This is a genomic window from Tunicatimonas sp. (assembly GCF_049647865.1).
GTDB lineage: Bacteria > Bacteroidota > Bacteroidia > Cytophagales > Cyclobacteriaceae > Tunicatimonas.
This window is the reverse complement of sequence record NZ_JBARYM010000119.1, coordinates 1-2,128: the sequence shown is the minus strand read 5'-3', so window position 1 is coordinate 2,128 and position 2,128 is coordinate 1. Positions and strand designations below refer to the sequence as shown.

General features: G+C 45.2%; 2 protein-coding genes. Both read left to right on the top strand.

Going from position 1 to position 2,128, the window contains the following annotated elements; genetic code table 11:
• The first annotated feature begins 215 nt into the window (after nt 1-215).
• Nucleotides 216-1,763, top strand: a complete 1,548-nt coding sequence (locus WBA23_RS03840; protein ID WP_424580925.1) for an arylsulfatase — start codon at nt 216-218, stop codon at nt 1,761-1,763.
• A 20-nt stretch (nt 1,764-1,783) separates the two neighbouring features.
• Nucleotides 1,784-2,128: sugar phosphate nucleotidyltransferase (locus tag WBA23_RS03835; RefSeq protein WP_424580924.1), on the top strand; the 345-nt coding region annotated here is incomplete at its 3' end.

The window sequence follows — 2,128 nt, the reverse complement described above, 5'->3', positions numbered from 1 at the left end:
GTAATAGGGGGGCTGTGGTGTGGCTAAAATAAGTGTGGAGAACTAAGCAGTTGTTGCGAAAATAGGCCTATAATTTAAGTCATCATTTTAGCAGAAATTTACTTTTCCTTTGCGAACATTGGTCTTTTTAACGATTTAACGTTGCGGTTCACAATAGTTGATTGCTTTATTTAACCATTTATTTCTGCTAGTTTTAGCCAGAAAATTTGCGCTGTATGTACATAAGAATACTAATTTTTATTGGGGCTGTATGGCTTTTCTTAGGCTGTCAAGCAACACCTTCCACCTCCGAAATAACAGTTATTCCTCCAAATATTATTTACATTTTAGCCGATGACTTGGGCTACGGAGATGTAGGCGTTTATGGGCAACAAAAGATTGAAACCCCCAATATTGATGCTTTGGCCGTGCAAGGCATAAAATTTACGCAACACTACGCTGGCTCACCAGTGTGCGCTCCATCACGCTGTGTATTACTCACTGGAAAGCACACAGGAAATGCCTATATCCGGGGTAATGGGGAATGGCGAGAGCGGGGCGAAGTGTGGAATTTTGTGGCGATGCTGGAAGACTCCACACTGGAAGGCCAGCGACCATTACCCGCCGAAACGCCGACTTTGCCCAAACTACTTAAACAAGCGGGGTATGTAACCGGAATGATTGGAAAATGGGGGTTGGGAGCACCGAACACTGAGTCTATTCCTACAACCATGGGATTCGATTATTTCTACGGCTACAACTGCCAGCGCCAGGCGCATACTTATTACCCAGTACATCTCTACGAAAATGAGCGAAGGGTATATTTGCAAAATGATACGGTGCCACCCGGAACGAAACTGGCGGAGGGTGCCGATCCGTACGATTTAGCGAGTTACGCTAATTTTACCCTTACGGATTATACTCCCGATTTGATGTTCAATAAGCTCACGCAATTTGTAAATCAGTATGCAGATGAACCTTTTTTTATGTACTGGGCTACACCAATTCCGCACATGCCCCTTCAGGCCCCTCAACGATGGGTGGATTATTATGTAGAGAAGTTTGGCGAAGAAGAGCCTTACCTGGCTGATCGTAGCTATTTTCCCCACCGCTATCCGCGCGCGGCTTACGCGGCAATGGTTTCTTATTTAGATGAGCAGGTAGGGCAGTTAGTGAAGCAGCTTAAAGAACTAGGTGAATACGAAAACACCCTGATCATTTTTACTTCCGATAACGGACCATCTTTTAACGGAGGAACGGATTCGCCCTGGTTTGATAGCGGTGGTCCGTTTACCAGTGAAAAAGGTAGAGGAAAAGGCTCGGTGTATGAAGGAGGAATTCGGGTGCCGATGATTGCCAGTTGGCCTAACCGTATTAATGCGAGTACAACTACCGACCACATATCGGCGTTCTACGATGTGCTGCCTACTTTAGCCGAAGTTGCTAGCGTAGATGAACTGCCAACCACCGACGGTATTAGCTTTCTGCCAACTTTACTGGGCGAGGATGATCAGCTAAAGCACGACTTTATGTACTGGGAGTTTCCGCAGTACGGCGGACAGGTTGCCGTGCGGATGAATGAGTGGAAATTGATCCAGCGAGAGCTGAGCAGTGAAGAACCGACACTGGAACTCTATAATTTGTCCGAAGATTTATCAGAAACTACGAATATGGCTGACAGTAACCCTGATATTGTACAGAAAGTGCAGTCCATTATTAATCAGGAGCATACTGAGCCCGCGCTGGAGAATTTTATTATACCTAATTTAGAAGCTGGATTATAACCAAAAAATTAACAAGTAATATGAATGATATTTCGTTGCTAATACTCGCCGCCGGATTGGGAAGTCGTTACGGTAGTCTTAAGCAAATGGATCAGTTCGGACCCTCCGGGGAATCTATTATTGACTATTCGGTATACGACGCAATACAAGCCGGTTTTACTAAGGTGGTATTTGTCATTCGCTCCTCAATGGAACAGCAATTCAAGGAGGTGTTTCTAAACCGGTTTCCATCAGATGTTGAGGTGAATTACGTCTTTCAAGAATTGGATCATCTTCCAGATGACTATACAGTTTTACCGGAGCGAGAGAAGCCCTGGGGAACCGGACATGCAGTCTGGACTGCAGCCAATGAAATCAGTGAACCC